We start from the raw sequence: 19601 nt of genomic DNA, 5'->3' as shown, positions 1-19601 counted from the left end.
TAATGAAGCTGTCGCCACCCCGCCACCTTGCCGTCAGCCAACTTGGGCGCACAGTGCGTGACCGTTGATCCAGGCTGTCAATCGTGCGCGGGCTAAGGGCCAATGGTTTATCACGTACGCTTCGCGACGCGCCGAAGCCATGCCGAATGAGACACCATGACCGTGCGCAGAGATGCTTGCGCCCCCGTGAGCGAGCGTTGTCTTGCCGACGGCGATCGCGGGACTGACGCCCGCACCGCCGAGGCCGGTGGCGGTCTTACTGGCCGAGGCCATGGAATTTATCCCGTTACGTTTCGCCCATGCAGCAAGATTGCTAAAATGAAACGATTCACCGAGTGAAAATGAAATAATTATTATTTACCAGCCAGCAGGATAATTAAGGGATGAATAGACCATTGTTTCACCGTTGCCCAAGGATCAGACACTACCTGCATGGGCGGCCACGCTTCTTGTTTTCCCTGTTTATGGCCGGTATCACCTACTTGTGCCTATTGCCTTTCTTTTCTCCGGCCATTCGCCTGATGTTCGCCTGGAACGTATTCGCCTGGCTCTACATCATCTTTCTACTGACCAAGATCATCAACCGTAAAGCGCATGATATCCGCAAGATCACTCGCCTGGAGGATGAGAGTGCCAAGATGGTGATCTTCTTTGTGGTCATCGGCTGCTGCGTCAGCGTCTTGGTGCTCTTTCTGGAGCTCGCCACTGCCGGGCAAACCAGCGGTCACCTGAAGATCCTACACTTCATCATCACCGGTTCGACCTTGCTCTCCTCCTGGTTGTTGTTGCCGATGGGCTTTACCATGCACTATGCCCATCTGTTCTATGCCAACCTACAGACTGAGGAGCCCTGGCTGCTGTTTCCCGATAAGGTGCTGGCCCCCTCCTACTGGGACTTTATGTATTTCTCCTTCACCATCGCCGTCGCGTCCCAAACTGCCGATGTCTGCGTCGGCTCCTGCGAGATGCGCAAAGTCGTGCTGCTGCAATCGGTTATCTCTTTCGTGTTCAACATGACCATCCTCGGCCTGTCGATCAACGTTTGCGCCAGCCTATTTTAACCCTCCGAAGCCGCCGTCCACGCCACCGTGACGGCGGGCTCACTCGATTCCCCTTGTCTGTCGCCCGAGACGACGTTAACGTACCTCAATCTGGTGTAAACCAAAGGATGATATCATGGAGATGACCTCGCACGTTGGGTTTGCCAAGGCACAGATTAGCCGATGGATCGATGAGGGATACTTCGGCGCAGGTGAACGCTTGCCGGCAGAGCGGGCGTTAAGCGAACGGCTGAACATCAAACGCATGACACTGCGCCAGGCCCTACTGGCACTGGAGAACGAGGCGAGGCTCTTTCGTAAGGATCGCAGCGGCTGGTTCGTCGCCCAGCCCCGTTTTTGCTATAACCCTAACGCCACCACCAGCTATAAACAGGCCGCCATCGAGCAAGGGCGAGTCCCCAGTTGGGGCTATCTAACGCAATCTCGAGTATGGGACGCCCCGACGCATATCCAGACACTGCTACAGGCCGATCCGGTCGAGGGGCTCTACCGGATCAGCGGCTGGGGCGCGCTGGAGGACCACCGCATCCTGTACCATGAGAGCTATATTAACCCGCTGACGGCGCCGGACTTTCTCGCCTGCCTGGGCGAGAATAGCCTGGCCGACGTCTGGTCGCATCATTATCAACGTCAGACCATCATCAGCCATCTCACCTTCAAACCCACCCGCCTCAACGCCGCCGCCAGCCGGGTAATCGGTGGCAATACCAGTACGCCGGCGATCCTGCTGGAGAAGTTTCGCGCCGATATGTGGCGTACCCTGCTCCAGATTGATATCGAATATTGGCGTTTCGACTCCGTCGATTTCCACCTTGATCTCTAGTCGCGTCGCCCACGGATGGCTGGCGGAGGCGCTGTCCAGCGTACGGTGTCCCGTCGCCGCTTGAGCCCCGGCGAGCAGCTGCGTCACCGGTAATACCTCATAAAACTGTCGCCCCTGTTTCTGAGTGTCGATGGCGGTGATCGTTCCGCGGAAGATCAGCGTGTTACCGCTCGGCTTATCCACCAGAGGGTAATAACGGGCGAGTAGCGGCTTGTGGCCCGACGAACACGGCCGACACCATGATGCCGAGCGACACGGCGGCGTTCAGGGGGGCTTCCATATGGCTATCCTGAGTGATGAGTGGTTTATGCCGCGGGGAGAATGCGCCCTCTCACACGCGAAGCGGTCTGTGACGCTGTCGCGCTAGTGCGGGCGGTTACATAGTCGCGTGGTCTTTGTTCTCTGTGGCGTGATGATCATGGCGAGATACATCAACCGCTTCCTCGCAGTATCCGCACATCATTACTCTAGACGAACAATGGGCGAGTCTTTTGTACACGGTTATCAGCACCGCCCTCGCGCTTTTCTTTCGTACGGCAAAATCGACTTGAGAAATACAATAAAAAAACGTAGATTTTAATATTAAAAAAGGCAAGCTTTACCGTTTAATATAAATAAAATGAATTATTTTAACTTTTTAAAAACCAAATCTAAATTAGTATCAAGAAATTATTTTGTTTATCCTGCCGATGTCGTCAGTGGTCCAATGGATATAGCGTCATCGTATTTTAATTTTATCGAGGTGAATTTATGCATAAGAAAAGTATCTTGGCATTAGCATTAATCATGGCGCCCTTGTTTGCGCAAGCCGCCGCAACGCAAGGTCAACTCACATTCACCTGGCAAGGCACCATACCCGCGGTCGATGTAGTGAGCACCAGCTGGTCATTTACCGATGCAGCGGGTAATGATTATACCCCCATCCCCATCGTACTACAGGCGACTATCGCTGATGATAACACGCTGGATCTCGTGACCCAAGCGCCGGCCACCTTTGAGATCCGCAGTGCAACAAGCGCGAATAACCTAAGTGGCATCTCGGCCTATCTGGCAAGCCCCCCGGTCAGCACAGGGTTAATTAAGCAGTTAACACTAAAAGAAACCCTGGCAGCCCCCAACGCGGGTGAGGTCGTGGTGGTACTCAACAATAATGCATTGAAAACAGGTAGTAGCAACGCTGTCACCATCCAAAATAATATTAATAATGCCGCGGCCGCCATGTCCCTGGCGCTGTATGCCAAAGTTGCGCAAGATGGTTATACGCCAGGCAGTAGCGTCAGTTTCTCTACGCCGATTATTTTTTCGGTGGATGTTACTGCGCGCAACGGTTAAGGACTTGGCGTGATCGGGAGTGTAATTTTTATCAAACGAGCCGAAAACATGATCCATTGAGCGCTGTGTTTCGTTATTAATATAACACTTCAACCCTATATTAACGGTGTATTTTATTAGCTGCTCAGGTGTTATTTAAGCCAAATAAGTTATCACGGTATACTATCGATGATGAGATGCGCTCTTTTTTTATTGCTAATGGCAAGCGCTATCCCACCGGGATTAGCCTTCAGTGTCGATTCACTCTTCAAGGTGGATGGGGAAAATAACCGTTTCTTTGTATTAAAAAACCCCGAGAATGAGCCCGTTTATCTCTCGATCACCCTCAGTGAACTCCAACGCCAGAGAGGAGGAGAATATAAAGAAATCCCCTTTAACGCCGAGGCATTCCTAAGTTGGCCTCTCTATATCGATCCGCCGGATGTGGTGATCGATGCGCAAGGCGAGGTGCGCGTCTCGGTAATACGCGCCAATAGCACACCCAAGTTCGATCGGATCATTGGTGTCTCGTTTATTCCCGATGCGCTACGCCAAGCACAGCGGCATGACAACAATGTAGCTATCTCCATAGGCTATAAATCGTGGTACATCATTCCCGGCAGTCTGCCGATCCAGGGGGAGCCGACGGCCTGGCTGAGCGCCGGGAAGATCCATTTTAATAACCAGAGCTCGCGGGTTCTGCGTTTTGAAATGGATCTCTGCCAGGGGGTCAGCGAAGAAAAAGCCAAAGCGCGCTGCTATGGCGAGTCGGTATTACTCCCCGGGAATAAAAGGATTATCGATATCCCTTCAGGAGCTAATGTCCGTCAAGGACGGGTAACGTTTTCTGAGCTCAGTGGCGCTTACCAGAAAGAGATTGCTCTGCAATCTGCACGCTAATGAGCGGAGCCATGGCATACGTTACATAGAGAGGATTATCGGCATGATCACACTAGGTTTCTATCGGATAGAAATAAGAACGGGATGGTTATCGTTCGGTTTTCTGTTTCTGGTTACCTGGGCTGATCCTGCTCGGCCGGCACAGACGCTAGCCAATAATACCGCCGCTGAACTGGCTATGGCCGCCAACAACAATACGGCGACGCTGGCCCTGGCGCGTGGCATGACGCTCGCATCGGGAGAACTGCTAGCGCATTCACGCTACAGCAAAATATTAACCCCTCAACACATGACGCTGGTGCTGGTGATACCGCAATTGGCCGAAGCGCATTTTGAGGGCGAGCTAGCCCTCGACAGCGTGCAAATCAGCGATGAGGCCGCGCTCATCCGTTTCCTACAGCAAGCCGGGGTGGCACCGGCGTATGCCCGTCAGGCCGCGGCACAGCTGGCGCAGGGGGTGAGCCATGACCAGCGCTGTAAGGGGAACCGTAGCCAGTGTGTGGTGAGCAGTGACAGCATGACCGTGGTCATCGACTATTATGCGCGCCGGGTACGTCTGTTTTTCGCGCCGGCCTGGTTTGCCCGCGATGAGCGCCAGGTGGAATACCTACAGGGGGGACATGGCCACATGGCGCTGCTCAACCACGCCAGCCTGTCGGCCAACCGCTACACCAGCGGTAACAGCTTCTATGCCCGCGATTATGGCCTGCTTGGTCTGCCCGGCGGTTACCTGAAATATGACGCCTCCCGCAGCGAGCGGCGCTTCGATGTCAACGAATTCAATTATATTTTCCAACGGGGTTGGGCCAAGGCGCAGCTGGGCGCCATCGGTAATGGCTACGACTTTAACCCTTCGACACAACGCAGCCTATTTCGCAACAGCCAAATGAGCGGCGTCATGCTGGGAAACTCCGCGGAGTTACGGGTACGAGATCGCAACGATCGCAGCTACGGCTATTACGCCCCCCTACCGGGCGTTCTTGAAGTATGGCGCAACGATAAACTGTTGCTGCGCCGCAGCGTGGCGGCAGGCCGGGGAACGCTCGCCTACCAGACATTACCGACCGGGATCTATCAGGTTCAGGTACAGATAAAGGGGTTGAATGATGAGATCTTCTCCAGCCAGTCACTGCTGATCGTCAACGAGGGCCCCGCGTTAGAAGGCGTGAGCAGCCATATCACTGCCGCCCATCTGGACAGGCACAACTATTATGGCAATAACTGGATGGGCGAACTGGGCATCACCTTGCCCGTTGGTCAGCGCCTGAGCCTCTCTACCCTGGGGAACTATGTGAGCGGAGAAGGACGCGAATGGCTGGGAAGCCTGGGAGCGGACTGGCGCAGCGGCAACGCCACGCTGTCGATGCTACAGACCCTGGGTAACCACGGCTACTTGAAAAGCGACGCCCTCGCCACCCTCTCCCCGCTGTCGCTGCAATTCACCCAAGAGCGTTACCGCCAACGCAACCGCCGCGGCGTCGACAAGAGCGATGTCGCAGTGACGCCGGAGGCGGTCTTGGCATCGTCACCACTCGCAGACTACCGCGATGACAATCCTGGCGAAACCCTGACACGCCGCAGTCTATTGGCAAACTACAGTTTTGCCCTGACGGCGAATCACTCCCTACAACTGGGCTATCAATGGTTTGATGAGCAGTCACAGCATAGCAATACCTACAATTTCACCCTGTTCAGCCGCCTGTGGTGGGGGATCAACCTGACCGCAGGCGTAAATTACGCGCGCCGCGATCTCTGGAGCGTCAATATCGGACTCTCTGTTCCGTTCGGCAACCTACAGGCAAGCAGCGACTATCTACAACAGAGCCATGGCCGCTGGCGCAGCCAGAACATGCTCAACTACACCCAAAGCCTTGGCGCTAACGGGTCGCTCAACGCACAGCTGGGGCAGCAGTTTGCCAATGACGGCCCGCAGACCAGCCTTTCGGTTGGCGGCACGTATCAGGGGCCGGTCGACGCACGTAGTCAGCTCTATCTGACCAGCGATCAGCATAGCGTGACGGGTAGCCTGGATCTGCAATCCAACCAGGTGGTTTCCGCGCAGGGGATCTCATTCCAGAGCACCCGCGAACTGAACCAAAACGCCATCCTGCGCCTACCGCCCCAACCCGCCGGCGAGGTGCAGTTGACGTTAAAAGATCTGTCCAACGGCTATACCCGCTATTACGCCCAAGGAGAGGGGCGACTCATCGCCCTACCGGCCTACAGCCGCTACCAGTTGGAGGGACGACTCATCGGTAGCGACAAGCTGTTCGATAACAACCAGTCCCAGTACCGGCTTCAGGTGGATCTGCTGCCGGGACGAATGTTCGATGCCGGACGCCCGGTGTTCTCGGTACGCAATCAGGCGATACTGGTCAGGCGCGACGGCAAGGGCCTCGATCAATTGCGCTGTGAAGGTGCCGGCTGCATCAGTGTACGCCGGGTACAGGAGGGGCTGTTTATTCTGCAACTACAGCCTACTGGGGTGATCCATCTGCTTTCAGGCGGCGAGAGTTGCGCCACCCTGCCTTCGGCGACGGCATTACCCAGCGCTCGCCTACCCCTTGTGGAGTGCCAACGTGAAAAGAATTAGGCCCTACCTCAGCCTAGGATTACTCCTGCTGGCGGGCGCATCATCGGCGGCGTCGCTCACCAATAATGGCCAACGGATAAGCGAGACGCTGCTGCTAACCGCCGATATCGATCTGAGCCAGAGTATGCTCATGCCGTTAGCGGTGATCAGCCATACCCCGTCCTTTCAGACGATTCCCTGGGATGGCGCGACCCGGCGCTTCCGGGAGATGGGGATCGCACTGCGGGCGTTGAGTGAGAGTAACGGCCAGCCATTATTGCTGGATATCCTCAGCGATAATTATGTCTGCGCCAGCGTATCCCCCCAAGCCAACGCGCAGGTCGCCTTCTCCGCGATCAATGAAGGGTATCGCTACTCGGTGGAAGTCGCCGGGCGCTCGGTCGCCACGCTGCGTTCTGGCGGCGTGACACGGCACACCTTTGAGGCGGCGCAATGGCAATATTCAGGCGCGCTTTCCGGCGTTGAACGCCACAAATACCTACTGGATTTCTTTCTCAAGGTGACGCTGCCCGATATCGCGCAACAACTACCTGAACCTCGGGCCGCGGTCACCTGTGATGGACAGGTGGTGCTGATGGTGAGTACACCGCTCGCAGGCCCCGCGTCAACAGGCCCATGAAGAGGTACCGAGATGAACCAGCGCAGTGCGCTCCCCTCGTTGCTGGCGGACGTTGGCCGAATTAACTTATTAGGTACAAAAATGTTATTACATAAAAAAAGCACCGCTCTTCTTCCGACGCAGGCGCGTTTGCTCTGCCTGCTGCTGTTCGCCTTGCAGGCCTCCCCGCTGGCTGCGGTCAGGATCAGGCTCAACACCTTTAATGACGTCGTCCAGATTGCAACGGGGGACAACCTGGTCCAGATGAGTGACGGAGTCATTCGTGGCGATGATAACTACAGTAGTATCAACGGATTTATGCTAGATGACGTTGGCGATACGGCCGGGCGTTACCTGCGCGACAACAGTTTATTCAGCGTCACGCTGACCGGGTATCAGCATGGCCAAACGATTACGCTGCCCGTTAAACTGGGGCGGACGACGTTCAATACACGATCATCGCGCTACTCCACTTTTGCTGAGCATACTACGGTCGTCAATAACGGCTGCGTTAGCATACAACCCGATAACGTCAACCTCTACGCCGGAGAGCAAACCATCGATATTGATCCGGGTAACGATATCAGCCGCAACTGTACCGGCAGCACCGTCGAGTTCCGTTACACCAACATTCGACCCGCACAAGGGATCAGACGCGAGGTGCTACTCGATCTCCCCAGTATGATGCGCAGCGAAGCGTATCAACAACTGCCACCCGATCTCTATTGGGTCAATACCAACATAACGAATCTGGAGCACTGGCAAGGCCGCGTCGGAGCGTCACGCGATTTCCCGCTGCCCCTCGATATCGGCATTCGTAAGCAAGCCTACTTCACGGGACTTTTTCTCCCCTCAACGACCCTGCCGTTGAAGATAAGCTATGTCGATCAGCAGATCCGGGGCTACGCCGCCATGCCTATCACCCTCCGCGGCGCTTTCGATCCGCAGTTTGGACGGGTCAGGTTAAGTGCACAGTCCAGCAACCGCTTCGCGCTCGTCAATGACAGCGGCAGTGGCGAGATACCCTATCAGGTCGCGACGGTGGTCAATCAACGACGTTACCCGCTCAATAACAACCGCAGTGCCAATGCCCCGATCATCGTGGATAATCTGAATGATGTACGCCAAATTCCCTTGATGCTCGAGGTAACCTTTGCTCAACCGCGCAGCCAGATCAACGTTGCAGGAAGTTATCGTGATAACCTGACACTGATCGCCGAGGTGCCATTTATCTAGCCACTATCTAGCCACGGCGAAACACGCGGCGAACGCCGCTCATGACGCGCCATGCCTGCGCATAATAACGGCACACCTCCCGTAGCGGCGACGGGGCGGCATGATCCGACGGACTAACACGGGGCATTATCCATGCGACGATTAATTCATTTCTCTTGGCATATCTAATGGCTATCACACAGACTTAACGCGATTATTAATTCTGTATATGATTTATTCTTATTAAATAAAACACTAATCTGTATCGATCTATTTCCGAGCAAAAAAGTAAAAATATCTTATTGATATCCATTATATTCTCTATATAGCTTCCCTGCTCCCGCTAACATCAAAATAAGAAACCGCACCATCGTTGATCTGACGCAGTTTTTACCCGCCAGTTTGGCGTAACGTTAACCACAATCTCATTTTTATTGTTTGCCGCCCCATACCCGTTTGCCACGCCAATCGCGTCGGGCCGCTACCTTTTTTTATCACTAGACACTGACTGCCGCGCGCTGACGCTGGCGGTCTGTTTTACGGTTGTCTCTTTCCTTGTACAACAACTGATAAAGAAGCAATATGATGAGCAAAAACCAACGTGATATGACGCTGCCACCGGATCTGGGCGCCACCCTCGGCACCGGCCCCATCCGCAGCCAACGCCCTGTCTATCAGGATTCCCTGCCCCCCTGTAACCATGCCTGCCCCGCCGGCGAAAATATCCAAGCCTGGCTGGCGCTGGTGCAAGAACAGCGCTATGAGGAAGCCTGGCAAACCCTGATCGCCAACAACCCGATGCCGGCGATCCATGGGCGCGTCTGCTACCACCCCTGCGAACAAGCCTGTAACCGACTACAAGCCGATCAACCGGTCAGCATCCATGCCGTGGAGCGCTTTCTGGGTGACATGGCCCTGGAGCAACACTGGCGGCCACGCCTTGATGCCGTCGACAGCGGAAAAAAAGTTCTGGTGATCGGCGCCGGCCCCTCCGGCCTCTCCTGTGCCTGGCACTTACGCCGCCTCGGCCACCACGTCGAGATCCGCGAGGCGGGGCCGATGCCCGGCGGTATGATGCGCTTCGGTATCCCCGCCTATCGCATGCCACGCGATATCCTCGACCGTGAAATCGACACCATTCTCGCTACTGGCATCACCCTCACCCTGAACCATAAAGTCGATGATGTGCTGCAAGAGATGCGCGATGGCGGTTTCGATGCCGTCTTTATGGCCATCGGCGCCCATCTGGCGAAGAAGACCGATATTCCGGCGCGCGAGGCGGGCAAGATCCTCGACGCCGTCAGCTACCTGGCCGCCGTCGAACAGGGTGAAGCGCCCCAACTGGGACGGCGGGTCGCCATCTACGGCGGCGGTAATACTGCCATGGATGCCGCGCGTACCGCGCGCCGCCTGGGCGCCGACGAGGCGATGATCATCTACCGCCGCGACATGGCTCACATGCCGGCCCACGCCTTCGAGGCGGAGGAGGCGATGGAAGAAGGCGTTAAGATCAACTGGCTACGCACTATCCGAGACATCGATAACACCACCTTTACCGTCGAGCAGATGACCATCGATGCCCAGGGACGGCCACAACCCACCGGCCGTTTCGAAACGCTACAAGCCGACAGCCTGATCTTGGCACTGGGGCAGGATGTCGATACCCGCGTGCTAACACGGATCCCAGGGATCACCCTGCGTCCGGACGGTATCGTCGAGGTGGATGAACACATGATGACCCGGGTGCCAGGGCTGTTCGCCGGCGGCGATATGGTGCCCTCCGAGCGTACCGTCACCATCGCCACCGGGCATGGTAAGAAAGCAGCCCGCCACATCGATGGTTGGCTGCGTGGTCACCCCTATCACAAGGCGCCCAGTGGGGCGGTGTTGGATTATCCCCGGCTACATCTGTGGTTCAAAACCGATGCCGAGGCCGCCCGTCAACCGGAGGTGTCGCCGGAGCAACGCACGGGATTCGACGAGATCATCGGCGGCCTGAGTCGCGAACAGGCGACCTATGAGGCCGCCCGCTGCTACTCCTGCGGTAACTGCTTCGAATGCGACGGCTGTTACGGCGCTTGCCCGGAAGGGGCGGTGATCAAATTAGGCAAAGGGCGGCGCTACCGCTTCGACTACGACAAATGTACCGGCTGCCGGGCCTGCTACTTGCAATGCCCTTGCCATGCCATTGAGATGATTAGCGAGGAGGAAGCCGAATGAGCCAGCCGGATAACGAAGTCATGCTAGACGGCAACGAAGCCGCCGCCTGGGTGGCTTATAAACTGAGTGAAGTCTGTGCCATCTACCCGATCACCCCGAGCTCCACCATGGCGGAGCTCGCGGACGAATGGGCCAGCCGAGGCATCCCCAACCTGTGGGGCGATATCCCCACCATTATGGAGATGCAACATGAAGGCGGCGCGGCCGGTACGGTACACGGCGCCCTGCAAGCCGGCGCGCTAAGCACCACCTTCACCGCCTCACAAGGGCTGATGTTGATGTTGCCCAACATGTATAAAATCGCCGGTGAGCTGACCAGTGCGGTGTTCCACGTCGCCTCCCGTTCGCTGGCAACCCAGGGACTATCGATCTTTGGCGACCATCAGGATGTGATGGCGGCGCGTAGCACCGGCTTCGCCCTGCTGAGTAGCGCCTCGGTGCAGCAGGCGCAAGATCTGGCGCTGATTGCCCATGCGGCCACCCTGGAGTCGCGCATCCCCTTCGTCCACTTCTTCGACGGCTTCCGTACCTCTCATGAAGTCAATAAGATCCACAAGCTGAGCGAGGACGATCTGCGCGCGATGATCGACGACGACCTGATCCTCGCCCATCGCGCCCGGGCATTGAATCCCGATCAACCGGTGATGCGCGGCACCGCGCAAAATCCAGACACCTACTTTCAGGGACGCGAAAGCGTCAACCTCTACTATCAGCGCGTCCCCGGCATCGTCGAACGCCAGATGGCGCGCTTCGGCGCACTGACTGGCCGTCATTATCACTTGGTAGACTATGACGGCCCCGCCGATGCCCGCCACGTGGTGGTGGTGATGGGCTCAGCCTCCGCCACCCTGCGCCAGACGGCCGCCCTGCTCAACCGCGACGCTGAACGCTACGGGGTGTTGACGGTGCATCTCTATCGTCCCTTCCCCTGTGAAGCGTTCCTGCAAGCGTTGCCCGCCAGCTGTGACGTGTTGACGGTGCTCGACCGCACCAAGGAGCCGGGCGCCCAGGGCGAGCCACTGTATCAGGATGTATTGGCCACCTTGGTCTATGGGGTGCAGCATGGTTTGCGTAACGCCTTGCCGCGCCTCAGTGGCGGGCGTTATGGCCTGTCCAGCAAGGAGTTCACGCCGGCGATGGCGCGCGCGGTGTTCGAACAACAGCAAGCCGCCACGGCCCGTCCGTTCTTCACCATCGGTATCCACGACGATGTCGCCGGATTGAGCCTTCCCTGGGATGCCGACTGGAAACCAGAGCCGGACGATCAGATCCGTGCGCTGTTCTTCGGCCTTGGTGCCGACGGCACCGTGGGCGCCAACAAGAACAGCATCAAGATCATCGGCGGCCAACCCGACTACTATGCCCAGGGCTACTTCGTCTATGACTCGCGCAAGTCCGGCTCGCGTACCACTTCGCATCTCCGTTTCGGCCCGCGTCCCATCGACTCACCCTATCTGATCGGCAGCGCCAACTTTATCGGCTGCCATCAGTTTAACTTTGTCCACACCGTGGAGATGCTGGAGCATGCGCTGCCCGGCGCCACCTTCCTGCTCAACAGTCCCTATCCGGCCGAGAAGGTATGGGGACATCTGCCCGCCGCGCTACAGCGCCAGATCCGCGCCAAGTCCCTGGCGTTCTACGTCATCGATGCGGCGGCGGTGGCTCAGGCCGTCGGCATGGGCAGCCGCATCAACACCATTATGCAGACCTGTTTCTTCGCGCTCTCCGGCGTGATGGCGAAAGAGCAGGCCATTGAATTGATCAAGAGTAGTATTCGCAAAACCTACAGTAAGAAAGGTGAGGAGGTGGTGCGCAAAAACTTCCTGGCGGTGGATAAGACCCTGGAACACTTACACGTCGTCACCCCGCCGCCTTGCGACACCCAAGCCGAGGAGCAAGGCTGGCAGTTGCCGGCGAATGCTCCCCGCTTCGTGCGTGAGGTGACGACCCCGATGCTGCTCGATCGTGGCGAACGCATCCCGGTCTCGCTGCTCCCCGCCGATGGTACCTATCCCACCGGCACTACCCGCTTCGAAAAACGTAACATCGCGCTGGAAATCCCCATCTGGCGCCCCGAATTGTGTATCCAATGCGGCAACTGCGCCTTCGTCTGCCCGCATGCTGCCATTCGCGCCAAGTTTTACCACCAAGAGCGGCTCGACGGCGCGCCAGATGACTTCCGTTCCGCGCCGATCAGTGCGCGCGGCTTCCCCGAGACTCGCTACACCCTCCAAGTCTATCCGGAGGATTGCACCGGTTGCGGCCTGTGTGTTGAGGCCTGTCCGGTACGCCACAGCGAACCGGGCCAGGCGGAGCCACAACGCGCCATCAGCATGCAGGAGAAATTGCCCCGCCTCGCGGCGGAAAAACGTGCGCTCGACTGGTTCGAACAGCTGCCTTGGCCCGATCGGGCGCGGGTAGACTTCTCGAATGTGCGCGGGGTGCAGTTCCTCGAGCCGCTGTTCGAGTTTTCCGGTGCCTGTAGTGGTTGCGGCGAGACGCCGTACTTGAAGACCCTCACCCAACTGTTCGGTGATCGCATGATGGTCGCCAACGCCACCGGCTGCTCCTCCATCTATGGCGGTAATCTGCCGACCACCCCCTGGAGCCACAACCAAGAGGGGCGCGGGCCAGCCTGGTCCAACTCCCTGTTCGAGGATAACGCCGAATTCGGCCTCGGCTTCCGTCTCGCCGCCGACCAGCACCACGCGATGGCGCAGGCGCAACTTCAGGCGCTGGCTCCGCAGATCGGCGAGACACTGGTCGCCGAGATCCTACAGGCCCCGCAACAACGCGAGAGCCAGATTCGCGCCCAGCGCGCCCGTCTGCAACAGGTCCGGGAGCGGCTGAGCGCGCTGCGCGGTGCGCAGGTCGACAACCTGCTTAGCCTGTTGGATCATCTGGTGCGCCGCTCGGTATGGATCGTCGGCGGTGATGGCTGGGCCTATGACATCGGATCGTCTGGTCTGGATCACGTGTTGGCCTCTGGACGCGACGTGAATGTGTTGGTGATGGATACCGAAGTCTACTCCAACACCGGCGGGCAGATGTCCAAATCCACCCCATTGGGGGCGGTGGCAAAATTTGCCGCCGGCGGTAAGACCATGGCGAAGAAAGATATTGCTATGCAAGCCATCGCCTACGGCGACGTGTATGTCGCACGCATCGCCTTCGGTGCCAACCCGCAGCAAACGCTGGAGGTGTTACGCGAAGCAGAGGCCTACCCTGGCCCCTCGCTGATCATCGCCTACAGCCACTGCATCGCTCATGGCATCGACATGCGTCAGGGGCTGTTGCAGCAGAAACGGGCGGTCTACGCCGGCCATTGGCCGTTGATGCGTTACAACCCGGTATTGCGCGAACGGCACGTCAATCCGTTCATTCTCGATAGCCTGCGGCCATCCTTGCCGTTGCTGGAATACCGGCAACATGAGACTCGCTACCAGGCATTGATGCGCGCGCACCCGCAAGAGGCACAACGCATGATGGAAAGCGCCCAACGGGTGCTTGAGCTGCGCTGGGCAGAATATGAGGCGCTAGCGCAACGCGACGAGAGCGCCTTCCCTGACACCCACTAAGCCACGCAACTACCGCCGCCCGCGCATACGCCGGGCGGCGATTCGATGAAACACGCTTAGCGGCTCATGCCTCGGTTCCACGGCATCTTCAACAGCAGACGCGCCATACCGCAAAAACCGCTCACCCCGGCAAACAGCAGCCCGGCGCCAACCAAGCCGGAGAGCAGGAAAAAGCCGGTCGATACGCTATAACCCAGTATCACCCCCAACAGCACCAACGAGCCGGCGGCAATCTGCACCTGACGCATCAACGGCAACGGCTGACGCCGATCCTCGATCGTCGGCAGACCGGCCTGTTTCCAGCCATTCAGTCCGTCTTGTAACACATAGACCGAGGCTGGCGCGACGCGTGATGCCAGCAGCGCCGCATGGCTATCCGAACGCATCCCGGATTGGCACATGAAGATCACCGCCGAGTCCGGCTGCAACGCGGGCAATGCGCTGCCCTGTTGCCACTGGGTCAACGGCACCAGCGTCGCGGCGGCGACATGCTCACGCGCATACTCCTGTGCGTCACGAATATCGATCAATTGCGCGCCTTGAGCCACCATTTCGCTGGCCTGACGCGCGTTAAGCACCTTGACTTGCATGACAACCTCCCGTTATGGGCAATACAGTGTTTTCAGCGTAGCGATCAAGTGCGCAACGGCTGGGTTCTGGATCATGTAACGCACATGGGTGCCCTCACGGACACTGTCGATCAGCCCCTCGGCACGCATACGCGCCAGGTGCTGCGACGTCGCCGAGGGGGTCAGACCGATGGCACGCGCTAGCGCGCCGGCATCGGTGCGTGGCTGCCCCAGCAGGATGCACAAGATCAGCAGGCGCTGCGGATGGCCCATCGCCTTCAACAACGCCGCCGCCTGACTGGCGCTGGCCTGTAGCTGTTGCAATTCGCCGGCCTCGCTCATCGTCGCCTCCGTATTTTAGAAAAACCTTAATTAAGAAAATACTAAAATATAAAATTCACGTTGGCAAGCGGCAAGCCGCCAAAGCCAGCCTAGATCGCAGGAAATAGCGCCGCCGCATCGAACACGCGGCGACGGAGGCGGACACGGAGCCGTGCGGTTAACGTCCTGCCGAACGGACGACCGCTTCACCCAGTTGCCATACGGCCATGGCATAGTGGGTACTGTGGTTATAGCGGGTGATGGTGTAGAAGTTGGGCAGACCATACCAGTATTGATAGCCATCGCCGACATCGAGCCGCAACAGACTCGCTTGGCGGTAATCACCCAGCGATCCCTGAGCGACCAACCCAGCCTGCGCCAGATCGCTCAGCGTATAGCGCGTCTTGAAACCATGCGCCAGCCCCGGCGCTTGCCCCTGTGCCGGTACGGCCACAATGCCATTCGGTGTCCAGCCATGCCCCTTAAAGTAATTGGCTACGCTACCGATGGCGTCCACCGGGTTCCACAGGTCGACATGCCCGTCGCCGTTGAAATCGACGGCATACGCTTGGAAGGCCGATGGCATAAACTGACCATAGCCCATGGCGCCGGCGAACGAACCACGTAGCGTCAGCGGATCTTTGCCCTCTTCTCGCGCCATCAGCAGATAGGTTTTTAACTCGCCACGAAAATAGTCGGCACGCCGCGGATAGGCGAAGGCCAAGGTCGCCAACGCGTCGATGGTGCGCGTCTTGCCCATCACTCGTCCCCAACGCGTCTCCACCCCGATGATGCCGACGATGATCGCCGGCGGCACGCCATAGATCTGCTGCGCACGCAGCAGATCCGCATAATACTGGTTATAGAACTGCACCCCGTTCTGAATGTTGTCTGGGGTGATGAACTTGGCGCGATACCGTAGCCAGGCGCCGTTCGGGCCGGCAGGGGGCTGGCCGGTCGGCGCCTGACGATCCATCAGACGCAACACATAGTCTAGGCGTTGAGTCTGCGATAGCACCGTCGCCAATTGCTGACGATCGAAACCATCATGCTGCACCATCTCATCGATAAACTGGGCGGCGGCGGGATCCTGGGTAAAGTCACCGTTAGGCTGATACTGGCTATGCTCCGCCTGCAATACGAAACCGCCATGATGACTACGGCTCAAGACTTCCGCCGCCGTCTCTGGGGCGGTACGCTTCGGCGGGTGGCTACTACAAGCGCTCAGCAGCGTGAGCAAGGGGATAAGTACGATTAATTGACGCATGATAATTCCAGTGGATCAGGTCAAATATACTAGGGTAATCCTATGGTAGAACATTGCCGATAGCGAAAACATCCCTCCCTCGCCAGCGAGCCGCCACATCTTGTTGCGCAACAGACACGTCCATGCCTGCCCGCTGCCGGTACTGGGTATTATTATCTACAATAAAAAGGGTTATTTTTTATAAACTGTTAACAATGCCACATTGTTCAACCCCACATGGCAGAGTAAAATAGCTAACGCTGACGCGCCATCACGCGCGGCATGTACCGTCGGGCGGTCTCTGCCGTTATTCGGCTGTGAAGATTGTTACATGATTGCCGGCCATTGCGCGTTGCGCAAACGCTCTATCCGCCTCCCCGTACGGGAGGGTTTCTTGCCGGCAGGTGAAACCGCTGCACGCCGCCCACGATTATCTCAACGCCGTTAACCCTCGCGCCTGGCCTGCCACGGCATGCGCATAGCGACTTTCAGGTTATAAAAAATGAATCAATCTCAAGACGAAACCTATTGGAAATTCTATAACACCACAAATGGTCAATGGCGCTGGTGTAAAGTCGAAAACACCGGCTATATCATCCGCTGCTCAGACAAGACCTTCCGTCAACGCGCCGATTGTATCCATGATGCCCAAACGCATGGCTACGAAAGCCCTCAGGAAATAACTCACGCCTGATCACCCGTTTCGGAGGCCGATGATGCTCGGCCTTCGCTTGGTGTCTTCCCCATTCTCCTCGTTCTCCCTGGTCCACGCCCTCGCTTTACCGTATCACCTCCCACGCTGACTGGCTGTACTGCTCAGCCGTGACATGATCTCCCTACTCCGCTCACGCCTTCTCCCCAGCTTTATCACGTAACCAGCCCTCGCGTTACATCATATGCAGACATGATCAGTGATCACTCCTGCAATCCCACCGCAATATTGCAAATAGATAACCATGACGTCGACGCACTCCACTATGCTCCACTATGCGACGTTAACTATTTGCAACTTCATTGATCTATGCATAAAAAATAAAGGCTAAAGGAATGTTATGGATAAGATCGGCAAATACCTCATCTGGATCGTACTGGCGCTGCTTGGCGCCTTCTCTCTCGCCTATATCGCCCTTCATCGTGGCGAGCAGATCAACGCGCTGTGGATCGTGATCGCCGCCGTCTGCGTCTACCTGATCGCCTACCGCTACTATGGGCTGTATATCGCGAAGCGTGTGTTAGGCGTCGACGCCACCCGCATGACTCCGGCGGTGCGTCATAATGACGGTTTGGACTACGTACCGACGGATAAGAAGGTACTCTTCGGCCACCACTTCGCCGCCATCGCTGGCGCTGGACCGCTGGTCGGCCCCGTGCTCGCGGCACAAATGGGCTATCTCCCGGGCATGTTGTGGCTGCTGGCCGGTGTGGTGTTAGCCGGGGCGGTACAGGATTTTATGGTGCTGTTTGTCTCGACACGGCGCGACGGTCGCTCATTGGGTGAACTGGTCAAAGCGGAGATGGGCAACACCGCCGGGGTGATCGCCCTGGTAGCCACCTTCATGATCATGGTGATCATCCTGGCGGTACTGGCGATGATCGTGGTCAAAGCACTGACACACAGCCCCTGGGGTACCTATACCGTCGCCTTTACCATCCCGCTGGCGTTATTCATGGGAATATATACGCGCTATCTGCGTCCGGGACGCATCGGCGAGGTGTCGATCATCGGCCTGCTGTGTCTGATCTTCGCCATCGTCTCCGGCGGTTGGGTGGCAGAAAGTCCGACGTGGGCGGCCTACTTTGACTTTACCGGCGTCCAGCTCACCTGGCTGCTGGTCGGCTACGGCTTTATCGCCTCAGTGTTACCGGTGTGGCTCTTGCTGGCGCCACGCGACTACCTCTCCACCTTCCTCAAGATCGGCACCATCGTCGGCCTAGCCATCGGCATCCTCATCATGCGTCCGACGCTACAAATGCCGGCACTGACCCGCTTCATCGACGGCAGCGGGCCGGTCTGGGCAGGCGATCTGTTCCCCTTCCTGTTTATCACCATCGCCTGTGGTGCGGTTTCCGGTTTCCACGCCCTCATCGCCTCGGGGACCACCCCGAAGATGCTGGCTAACGAGGATCAGGCTTGCTTCATCGGCTATGGCGGCATGTTGATGGAATCGTTCGTCGCCATCATGGCGCTGGTCGCCGCCTGCGTCATCGACCCGGGGGTCTACTTCGCCATGAACAGCCCGCTGGCACTGCTGGCGCCAGCAGGTAGCGCCGATGTGGTGGCCTCCGCGGCACAGGTCGTCAGTGGCTGGGGCTTTACCATCACCCCAGAGGCCCTGCATGCCATCGCCGAAGAGGTGGGCGAGCAGAGTATCATTTCCCGCGCCGGCGGAGCACCGACCTTAGCGGTCGGCATGGCCTATATCCTGCACGGCGCCCTGGGCGGGCTGATGAATGTGTCATTCTGGTATCACTTCGCCATCCTGTTCGAGGCGTTGTTTATTCTGACGGCGGTCGATGCCGGGACTCGGGCGGCACGTTTCATGCTGCAAGATCTGCTGGGGGTGATCTCCCCGTCGCTGAAGAAGACCGACTCATTGCCGGCCAACCTATTGGCTACGGCGCTGTGTGTATTGGCCTGGGGCTACTTCCTGCATCAAGGGGTGGTCGATCCCCTTGGCGGCATCAATACCCTATGGCCCCTGTTCGGCATCGCTAACCAAATGCTGGCCGCGATGGCGCTGATGTTGTGTGCCGTGGTGTTGTTCCGCATGAAACGCCAAGCCTATGCCTGGGTCGCGCTGTTGCCTACCGCCTGGCTATTGGTCTGCACCATGAGCGCCGGCTGGGAGAAAACCTTCAGCAGCGATGCACGCGTTGGCTTCCTGGCCGTGGCCAACAAGTTTCAAGCGATGATCGACAGCGGCAATATTCCGGCGCAGTACACCCAGACGCAACTGGCGCAGTTGGTGTTCAACAACCGTTTGGATGCCGGACTGACCCTGTTCTTTATGCTGGTGGTAGTGGTATTAGGCCTCTTCTCTCTGAAGTGTGCCCTGGCGGCGCTACGCAACCCGCATCCCAGCGCCCATGAGGTGCCCTATCAAGCGCTACCGCTAGAGGCGGTGCCGCCCGTACCACAGGGTCAGCGCAGCCAAGCTTAACCCTT

14 protein-coding genes and 1 pseudogene are annotated in these 19601 nt (G+C 57.8%); 11 read left to right on the top strand and 4 right to left on the bottom strand.

Features of this window, described 5'->3' with window-relative positions; genetic code table 11:
• The first annotated feature begins 464 nt into the window (after positions 1-464).
• Entirely contained in the window at positions 465-1061 is a 597-nt protein-coding gene (locus EHO01S_RS07170) for a DUF1345 domain-containing protein (protein WP_115314627.1), read from the top strand.
• Between the two features lie 115 nt (positions 1062-1176).
• Positions 1177-1884: a GntR family transcriptional regulator gene (locus tag EHO01S_RS07165; protein WP_024523317.1), complete on the top strand. Its 708-nt coding sequence runs from the start codon at positions 1177-1179 to the stop codon at positions 1882-1884.
• A 93-nt stretch (positions 1885-1977) separates the two neighbouring features.
• Here EHO01S_RS07165 and EHO01S_RS19460 read toward each other — a convergent pair.
• A pseudogene (locus EHO01S_RS19460) lies at positions 1978-2067 on the bottom strand (DUF3313 domain-containing protein); the annotation flags it as partial.
• A 567-nt stretch (positions 2068-2634) separates the two neighbouring features.
• Between EHO01S_RS19460 and EHO01S_RS07155 the strand changes: the two are divergent.
• From EHO01S_RS07155 to nifJ, 7 genes are all read left to right on the top strand, one after another.
• Complete coding sequence (locus tag EHO01S_RS07155) at positions 2635-3216, top strand: hypothetical protein (protein ID WP_024523316.1); 582 nt, start codon at positions 2635-2637, stop codon at positions 3214-3216.
• Positions 3217-3414: 198 nt separating this feature from the next.
• The gene (locus EHO01S_RS07150; protein ID WP_232238235.1) at positions 3415-4095 is read left to right on the top strand and encodes a hypothetical protein; all 681 of its coding nucleotides are present in this window, start codon (positions 3415-3417) and stop codon (positions 4093-4095) included.
• Positions 4096-4138: 43 nt separating this feature from the next.
• Positions 4139-6688 (top strand): TcfC E-set like domain-containing protein, encoded by a 2550-nt coding sequence (locus EHO01S_RS07145; protein ID WP_081702242.1) that lies wholly within the window; start codon positions 4139-4141, stop codon positions 6686-6688.
• Positions 6675-7307 (top strand): hypothetical protein, encoded by a 633-nt coding sequence (locus EHO01S_RS07140; RefSeq protein ID WP_024523313.1) that lies wholly within the window; start codon positions 6675-6677, stop codon positions 7305-7307. The genes EHO01S_RS07145 and EHO01S_RS07140 overlap by 14 nt, the downstream gene beginning before the upstream one ends.
• A gap of 81 nt (positions 7308-7388) precedes the next feature.
• Positions 7389-8522 (top strand): hypothetical protein, encoded by a 1134-nt coding sequence (locus tag EHO01S_RS07135; protein ID WP_035370317.1) that lies wholly within the window; start codon positions 7389-7391, stop codon positions 8520-8522.
• A gap of 561 nt (positions 8523-9083) precedes the next feature.
• On the top strand, positions 9084-10721 hold the full coding sequence (locus EHO01S_RS07130) for an NAD(P)-binding protein (protein ID WP_081702241.1): 1638 nt from the start codon (positions 9084-9086) through the stop codon (positions 10719-10721).
• Positions 10718-14299 (top strand): pyruvate:ferredoxin (flavodoxin) oxidoreductase, encoded by a 3582-nt coding sequence (nifJ, locus tag EHO01S_RS07125; RefSeq protein WP_024523310.1) that lies wholly within the window; start codon positions 10718-10720, stop codon positions 14297-14299. The genes EHO01S_RS07130 and nifJ overlap by 4 nt, the downstream gene beginning before the upstream one ends.
• Before the next feature lie 56 nt (positions 14300-14355).
• Here nifJ and EHO01S_RS07120 read toward each other — a convergent pair whose 3' ends face one another.
• The 3 genes from EHO01S_RS07120 to mltB all read right to left on the bottom strand — a co-directional run bounded on the left by EHO01S_RS07120 (position 14356) and on the right by mltB (position 16456).
• The gene (locus EHO01S_RS07120) at positions 14356-14889 is read right to left on the bottom strand and encodes a rhodanese family protein (protein WP_024523309.1); all 534 of its coding nucleotides are present in this window, start codon (positions 14887-14889) and stop codon (positions 14356-14358) included.
• A 12-nt stretch (positions 14890-14901) separates the two neighbouring features.
• Positions 14902-15210: an ArsR/SmtB family transcription factor gene (locus tag EHO01S_RS07115; protein WP_024523308.1), complete on the bottom strand. Its 309-nt coding sequence runs from the start codon at positions 15208-15210 to the stop codon at positions 14902-14904.
• A 157-nt stretch (positions 15211-15367) separates the two neighbouring features.
• On the bottom strand, positions 15368-16456 hold the full coding sequence (mltB, locus tag EHO01S_RS07110; RefSeq protein ID WP_024523307.1) for a lytic murein transglycosylase B: 1089 nt from the start codon (positions 16454-16456) through the stop codon (positions 15368-15370).
• A gap of 481 nt (positions 16457-16937) precedes the next feature.
• Here mltB and EHO01S_RS07105 point away from each other — a divergent pair, with 481 nt between their 5' ends.
• Entirely contained in the window at positions 16938-17129 is a 192-nt protein-coding gene (locus EHO01S_RS07105; RefSeq protein ID WP_024523306.1) for a hypothetical protein, read from the top strand.
• A 358-nt stretch (positions 17130-17487) separates the two neighbouring features.
• Positions 17488-19596 (top strand): pyruvate/proton symporter CstA, encoded by a 2109-nt coding sequence (gene cstA / locus EHO01S_RS07100; protein WP_024523305.1) that lies wholly within the window; start codon positions 17488-17490, stop codon positions 19594-19596.
• Positions 19597-19601 lie beyond the last annotated feature (5 nt).

The sequence above is a fragment of the Edwardsiella hoshinae NBRC 105699 = ATCC 33379 genome, from assembly GCF_000474215.1.
GTDB classification, from domain to species: Bacteria; Pseudomonadota; Gammaproteobacteria; order Enterobacterales; family Enterobacteriaceae; genus Edwardsiella; species Edwardsiella hoshinae.
Note: the sequence above shows the minus strand (reverse complement) of the source record. Positions and strands in the feature narration are given on the sequence as shown.

Excerpts from the sequence above, each read along its gene's own strand:
- EHO01S_RS07170 (WP_115314627.1), top strand. The coding sequence starts at position 465 with ATGGCCGGTATCACCTACTTGTGCCTATTGCCTTTCTTTTCTCCGGCC.
- EHO01S_RS07165 (WP_024523317.1), top strand. The coding sequence starts at position 1,177 with ATGGAGATGACCTCGCACGTTGGGTTTGCCAAGGCACAGATTAGCCGA.
- EHO01S_RS07155 (WP_024523316.1), top strand. The coding sequence starts at position 2,635 with ATGCATAAGAAAAGTATCTTGGCATTAGCATTAATCATGGCGCCCTTG.
- EHO01S_RS07150 (WP_232238235.1), top strand. The coding sequence starts at position 3,415 with ATGGCAAGCGCTATCCCACCGGGATTAGCCTTCAGTGTCGATTCACTC.
- EHO01S_RS07145 (WP_081702242.1), top strand. The coding sequence starts at position 4,139 with ATGATCACACTAGGTTTCTATCGGATAGAAATAAGAACGGGATGGTTA.
- EHO01S_RS07135 (WP_035370317.1), top strand. The coding sequence starts at position 7,389 with ATGTTATTACATAAAAAAAGCACCGCTCTTCTTCCGACGCAGGCGCGT.
- EHO01S_RS07130 (WP_081702241.1), top strand. The coding sequence starts at position 9,084 with ATGATGAGCAAAAACCAACGTGATATGACGCTGCCACCGGATCTGGGC.
- nifJ (WP_024523310.1), top strand. The coding sequence starts at position 10,718 with ATGAGCCAGCCGGATAACGAAGTCATGCTAGACGGCAACGAAGCCGCC.
- EHO01S_RS07120 (WP_024523309.1), bottom strand. The coding sequence starts at position 14,889 with ATGCAAGTCAAGGTGCTTAACGCGCGTCAGGCCAGCGAAATGGTGGCT.
- EHO01S_RS07115 (WP_024523308.1), bottom strand. The coding sequence starts at position 15,210 with ATGAGCGAGGCCGGCGAATTGCAACAGCTACAGGCCAGCGCCAGTCAG.
- mltB (WP_024523307.1), bottom strand. The coding sequence starts at position 16,456 with ATGCGTCAATTAATCGTACTTATCCCCTTGCTCACGCTGCTGAGCGCT.
- EHO01S_RS07105 (WP_024523306.1), top strand. The coding sequence starts at position 16,938 with ATGAATCAATCTCAAGACGAAACCTATTGGAAATTCTATAACACCACA.
- cstA (WP_024523305.1), top strand. The coding sequence starts at position 17,488 with ATGGATAAGATCGGCAAATACCTCATCTGGATCGTACTGGCGCTGCTT.